Origin of the sequence: Levilactobacillus parabrevis ATCC 53295, assembly GCF_001434055.1 — a bacterium.
Lineage (GTDB): Bacteria > Bacillota > Bacilli > Lactobacillales > Lactobacillaceae > Levilactobacillus > Levilactobacillus parabrevis.
In genome coordinates this window covers 34,739-40,738 of the sequence record NZ_AZCZ01000025.1, presented here as the reverse complement: position 1 = coordinate 40,738, position 6,000 = coordinate 34,739, and the positions used below count along the sequence as shown (strand labels likewise).

Genomic DNA, 6,000 nt, shown 5'->3' with positions numbered 1-6,000 from the left:
CACAAGATTCTTGACGCTACCGATTGTTGCGGCGGGGCACCGAATGCGCTGACGCCGGCTGATAGACCCATGAGCGGTCTTTCTGGTGGATTTCTGATAATTCGCGGTGAAAAGCGGGTAATCCGTAACATGCCGCGCGCCGTTCTGCTATAATTGACCCTAATCAATCAACGTTAATTTGGAGGGAACATAGTGACGAAACCAATTAAAGTAATGACGGTGTTCGGGACCCGTCCAGAGGCCATCAAGATGGCGCCAATTATTCTAGCCATGCAACAACGACCAACTGAATTTACACCGATTACGGTGGTCACGGCACAACACCGTGAAATGCTCGATCAAGTGTTAGAAATCTTTAAGATCAAGCCAGACTACGATCTAAACATCATGAAGTCTAAGCAGACACTCAGTGACATTACGACGCGGGTGCTGACCAAGCTTGATGCCATCATCACGGAGGCGGCCCCCGACATCGTACTGGTCCATGGTGACACGACCACGACGTTTGCGGCTAGTATCAGTGCCTTCTACCACCAGACCATGTTGGGCCACGTGGAGGCTGGGCTGCGGACCTGGAACAAGTACTCGCCGTATCCAGAAGAAATGAACCGGCAACTGACCGATATCTTGAGCGACCTGTACTTTGCGCCGACCGAATTATCCAAGGAGAACTTGCTGAAGCAGGCTCACCCGTTGGAGAATATTTACGTGACGGGGAACACAGCAATTGATGCGCTGAAACAGACCGTGGATGCCAACTACCATCACGCCGTCTTGGATCAAGTGCAACCCGGTCACCGGCTGATTCTGATGACCATGCATCGACGCGAGAATCAGGGGGCGCCCATGCACGCCGTCTTTAAGGCCGTACGCGCAGAAGTCGAGGCTCATCCTGACGTGGAAGTGATTTATCCGGTTCATTTGAGCCCCGCCGTTCAAACGGTCGCTCATGAAGAGTTAGGGGGGATGGATCGGATTCACTTGATCGATCCGCTGGACGTGGTCGACTTCCACAATCTGTCGGCTAAGAGTTACTTCATCATGACCGACTCTGGTGGGGTCCAAGAAGAAGCCCCATCGTTGAACAAACCGGTGCTGGTCTTGCGGGATACCACGGAGCGGCCGGAAGGCGTTACCAACGGCACGTTGAAGTTGGTGGGAACCGATCCGAAGCGTGTCACGGACGCAATGGAAAGTTTATTAAGTGACCAAGCTGCTTACGATAAGATGGCGCAGGCCGAGAATCCCTATGGGGACGGGCATGCGTCGGAATATATTCTGGCGGCGATTCAAGAAAAATTAAATGGAGGAAATGCTAATGGGTGAAACGGCGTACGATCGAGCCGAAATCAAAACGACTGAACAGTTGTATGAAATTATGCGGGAGATTCATCAGAGCGCTGCAAAACATCATGAACGTTTCGACTATAAGATTCTGCGTAACGTGCACTTTGCAAACAAGGTCAAGAATCCGGTGACTCAGGAAATGAACGAAGGGGATTCTTGGCGGGTGATGCAGATTGATAATTTGCTGGTGACTTCCTTTGGGGTCATTAACGTGGAGAGTAAGTATTGGCGGGGCATGATCTTCCATGACCTCTCCGAAGAAATCTTCTCATCCAGTCTGGATGACTTCTCTGGCGTGAATCTGAGTGGTCGGGAGAAGGAAGTGCCCAAGGCCTTGGCGAACCATTTAGACCGGTTCTTCCTACCCAACCTGTCGGAAGAAAATGAATCTTTAACGCAGGGCTATACGATGAGTCTGGAACAAGAGGGGCGTGGACAACGATCCATCACGCTGCATACCGGGATCAGCAACCCAGCTACCCAGGCGGAACTGTCCTCTAAGCTGCTGGTGCGTTACATCAATAGTGAAATCACCATGCACCGTCAGCTGGAAAATAAGAACGACCGAATCATCGACTTTGTGAAGCCGTTGGTTTACTATAATTACTACGACCGTTACAATCACAGTAACTCGTTAGTGGTTGGGAACAAGACAAAACTGAACGCCCATGACGCGTACAACTGTACGGCGGTGGCTAACTATGATGATTTGGCGACCTTTATTGAAGCCTTTCGTCAAGCCAAACGGGTGCGGTTCAGTCGTAAGACCTTGGAGAAGATGATTGGGACTCTGAAGTTTGCCGAGGATTACGGGTCGTTCTAAATCTAGTGAAAGGGGCCATGGCTCGTGTGGCAGAAATGGCGCCCGCGTTTGGCGGGAATCAACCGGATCATCCAAACCATCAGTAAGCATTATCAAATGGCGAACGTGTCCGACTCGGCGGCGGTATTAGCGTACTATACCCTTTTGTCATTATTTCCAGCGTTATTGGTTTTAGCAAGTTTATTGCCCTTTTTCCACATTGAAACCAGTACCGTGATGAACAGTATCGAGCCGTTTATTCCGGCGAACGTTTACGACTTGTTGGCACCGATCATCCACTCGTTTTTGAATAATCGAAGCGGCAGTGTGCTGTCCATTGGGGTTGTCGTGGCTATCTGGTCCTCATCACGGGCCGTGGCGGCGTTTCAGCGGACGGTCAATGGGGCGTACGGTGTCGTGCGGAAGCAAAATGCCATCGTTAATCGAGTGGTGGCATTCTTCTGGATGGTGGCACTAATTGCCTTTCTGTTCCTGATGATGTTGTTCTTTAGTGTGGGGCAGATCGTATTGGAACGACTCACACCACTCTTGCATCTGCCAACGCAGATCTTAGCGTATGTCAATGCGGCAAAGTGGCCGGTAACTTTTGTGATGACGTTCTTTATTCTGATGATTCTGTTCTACTTCGTTCCGAGCGTGAAATTAAAATTGCGCTATGTTTGGCCCGGAGCTTTAACGGCGACGTTAGGCTGGTTACTGCTCTCGCAAGCATTTAGCTGGTATTTGAAATTCTTCGTCCACAATATCGATAGTTATAAAACGATTGGGACGTTCATTGTCTTGATGTTTTGGTTGGACTTTACGGCTTTGATCCTGATGTTTGGGGCGGTGCTCAATGCCGCTATTCAGGACTTAGTTGAGGGGACCATTGAGGAGCAGGCGGTCTTTACCTACATTCTGCGGAATCGATTGAAACGTAACCACAAAGATGATTAGTTGGATCGGCCAGGCTGATTATTTAAGCTGGCCAATGTGATAACGTCACTTTAATTCAAAAAACAATCCAAAAAGCTACGACTCGTCAACTCCGAAAAGTTTGATGGGTCGTAGCTTTTAGACGCAGTAGCGTTGTTTTGTTGATAGAGGCCTGTCATAATGCCGTGGCGGGTCCGTATGAATGCGGTTAGGCTTGTTGCGCGTGCGTTACCAGTTGGGTGGCGAAGGTATCGAGTTGTTCGATGGCCGCCTGATCGGGTTCTAAGTTGATTTTGATGCTAGGAGCGCCTTGCGTTGCGCCAGTCTTCGTAAAGGCCGCTTCAAAGTGATCGACGGTCGTGTTGTAGTACTCGCCGTAGAAGGTGTCACCGGAACCGGCCACCCCGAATGTCTTACCACTCAGGTCTAGTGCCTGTAAGTCTTCATAGAAGTCGAGACCTTCGTCCGGCAGGGAACCCTCATCGTAGGTGTAGGCGCAGACCACGCAGATATCGGCTTGGTTGAATTCGGCGGCATCGGTCTGAGAAATTTCGGTTTCGGTGACCTGACAGCCCAGATCCTCTAACTTTTCGGTAACGATGTCGGCCACGTCTTCGTTATTGCCGGTAATCGTGGCAAAGACCACGTGTGCTTTTAGCAAAATCGTTCACTCCTTTGGTTGTACTGATTGCCGTTAATTATAGCAGGCTATCGCGATGGTGACTAGGGATGGTGACGTGTGGGGATGGTGGTGCCGCCGAAAAGATGATTGACTAACTAAACCGCTGTTAGGGTCGTCACCTCGGTGGGAGAACTGGTAAAATGATGACATAAGACGAGAAAAGGATGTGACCTGAATGGCCGAAATTACCATGATTGAAGCACAGAAACGCAGTGGCCGGTTTAACATATACGTTGACGGGCACTACGCGTTTCCCGTGAGTGAGAGTGTATTGGTCGATTTTCGCCTGTATAAGGGGATGGAAATCGATAAGGAATTGGAAGAACAGCTGACCGCTGCCGATGATGTGGCGAAGGCCTACAATCGCGCGCTGGATTATTTATCCCATCAGTTGCGCACGGAAAAGGAAGTCGCCGATAAGCTGGTGACGTTGGAGATTCCTGAAGAGACCATCGAACAGACACTGAAAAAGTTGCGTGAGTTTGCGTTGGTGGACGATGCCCACTACGCTGCCAGTTACGTGCGCACGGTGATGCACACCGGGGATAAGGGCCCGCGGGTCATTCGACAACATTTGCGGCAAAAGGGTGTTGGTGAAAAGGTAATCGACGAGGCGTTGACCCTTTACACGCCGGAAGAGCAGTTGGCCGTGGGGACGGCCGTGGCGGAGAAGCTGGCGAAGCGTTATCAGCACAATTCATCACGTAATCAGGAGCAGAAGATGCGTCAGGGGTTAATGGCGCGGGGCTTCGGTGGTGATGAAATTAAGGCGATGCTCGACGCCGTGGACCTGACGCCAGACGTGGACGAACAACAGGCGTTATTGGCTAAGCAGGGCGAGAAATTTCTGCACCGTTACCGGGCACTTAGTCCCTCGGAGCGACAGTATAAAACAAAACAGATGTTGTATCGCAAGGGCTTTAAGCTAGATGACATTAGTCAATGGCTGGCTGATTTTGGGGAATCGGCTGAATAGATCCATTCAGAATTAAAGGGTAAGGGGGAGTTACCATGAATTCTAAAGTTATGGGAACGGTGCTGGCGTTTGCCACGGTCTTGGGCCTCAGCGGGGGGCTGGCTTGGTGGTTCAACAATCAGGCCAAGACACAGGCGGAGACAAAGACAAGCAGCAGTTCAATCGTTCGGCAAGTTAAGCCCAAGAAGAAAAAGCCGGTGGTGAAGAAGGCCGTTGTTAAGGCGAAGCCAACGGCGGCCACTAGAGAAATTGATGCAGTTCTCCGAGCCAATCGTTTCGTCGGGACCGCGTTGGTCATTCACAACAAACAGGTCATCTACCAAAAGGGCTGGGGGTACGCGGATGCAGCGGCTCATAAGAAGAACGGGGCCCACAGTGTGTACCAGTTGGCCTCCGTGCAGAAGTCGTTCACGGCGGGGCTGATCATGAGACTCGCCAGTGAGGGGAAGCTGTCACTGACCGATCCCTTGTCGAAATACTACCCGACAATTGCCGGATCAGATGAAATTACGCTGCAGGACATGCTGGATATGAAGAGCGGCTTGACATTACCCGCGTTTCCCAGCAAGCTTCACTCGGAGAAGGGCATGATTCGGTTTATCTTGGCCAACGTGGTTAGTCGGCCAGCTCAGATTGGCAAGTGGGATTACTCACCCGTTAACTTTATGTTGTTGTCCGGGATTATTCAGAAGACGAGTGGTGAGAGCTACCGGCGGTACTTCACGCAAAATATTACCGATGCTTGGCACCTGAAGCATACCGGGTTCGTCTTTAACATGGCGGATCAGGCCACGTACTCACAAGGGTATCAGAATGCCAACAATGCGGACGTGACCGCCAACTATGGGTCTCAGTTTGGGGAATCCAAGGCGTCGATGTTCTACCAGTTCGGCACGGGGCAGGTCTACATGTCCGCACGTGATCTATACACGGCCCAACGGAACATGCTGCAAGGTAAGCTCTACCCAGAAAGTGACGTCAATGTCCTGCTCGCACCGGGGACGGCCTCCATGTATGGTGGCGGGATGTACGTTTACCCCGGCTACGTCCGGACGCACGGACTCGCTTACGGGTACGAAGCAACGTCGCTGTTGAGTAAGGATGGCACGGACGGGGTGGTTCTGCTGAGTAACTACTACCGGGTCAACCAACTCTCGCAAACGCCGGCAATTCAGATCTGGAATCTATTACAGGCTGGTGAGCTGGGCAAGTAAGTGCGTTGCTACTGATTGATTTTAGATTTAGGCAAAATTAAAA

Annotated in this window: 6 protein-coding genes; 5 read left to right on the top strand and 1 reads right to left on the bottom strand. The window is 51.0% G+C overall.

The genetic code is table 11. The annotated features are described in order from the left end of the window. The first annotated feature begins 192 nt into the window (after positions 1-192). The 3 genes from wecB to FD07_RS07795 are packed head-to-tail and all read left to right on the top strand — an operon-like array spanning position 193 to position 3,106. Complete coding sequence (gene wecB / locus FD07_RS07805) at positions 193-1,326, top strand: non-hydrolyzing UDP-N-acetylglucosamine 2-epimerase (protein ID WP_020089710.1); 1,134 nt, start codon at positions 193-195, stop codon at positions 1,324-1,326. Further along, the gene (locus FD07_RS07800) at positions 1,319-2,170 is read left to right on the top strand and encodes a nuclease-related domain-containing protein (RefSeq protein WP_020089709.1); all 852 of its coding nucleotides are present in this window, start codon (positions 1,319-1,321) and stop codon (positions 2,168-2,170) included. The genes wecB and FD07_RS07800 overlap by 8 nt, the downstream gene beginning before the upstream one ends. 24 nt (positions 2,171-2,194) lie before the next feature. Next, complete coding sequence (locus tag FD07_RS07795; protein WP_020089708.1) at positions 2,195-3,106, top strand: YihY/virulence factor BrkB family protein; 912 nt, start codon at positions 2,195-2,197, stop codon at positions 3,104-3,106. 187 nt (positions 3,107-3,293) lie between these two features. On the opposite strand, the gene FD07_RS07790 is transcribed toward FD07_RS07795, so the two are convergent. Then, positions 3,294-3,746, bottom strand: coding sequence for a flavodoxin (locus tag FD07_RS07790; RefSeq protein ID WP_020089707.1), 453 nt, complete (start codon positions 3,744-3,746; stop codon positions 3,294-3,296). Positions 3,747-3,942: 196 nt separating this feature from the next. Here FD07_RS07790 and recX point away from each other — a divergent pair, with 196 nt between their 5' ends. Further along, complete coding sequence (recX, locus tag FD07_RS07785) at positions 3,943-4,743, top strand: recombination regulator RecX (protein WP_020089706.1); 801 nt, start codon at positions 3,943-3,945, stop codon at positions 4,741-4,743. 35 nt (positions 4,744-4,778) lie between these two features. Next, positions 4,779-5,957, top strand: a complete 1,179-nt coding sequence (locus tag FD07_RS07780; protein WP_020089705.1) for a serine hydrolase domain-containing protein — start codon at positions 4,779-4,781, stop codon at positions 5,955-5,957. Positions 5,958-6,000: the final 43 nt, after the last annotated feature.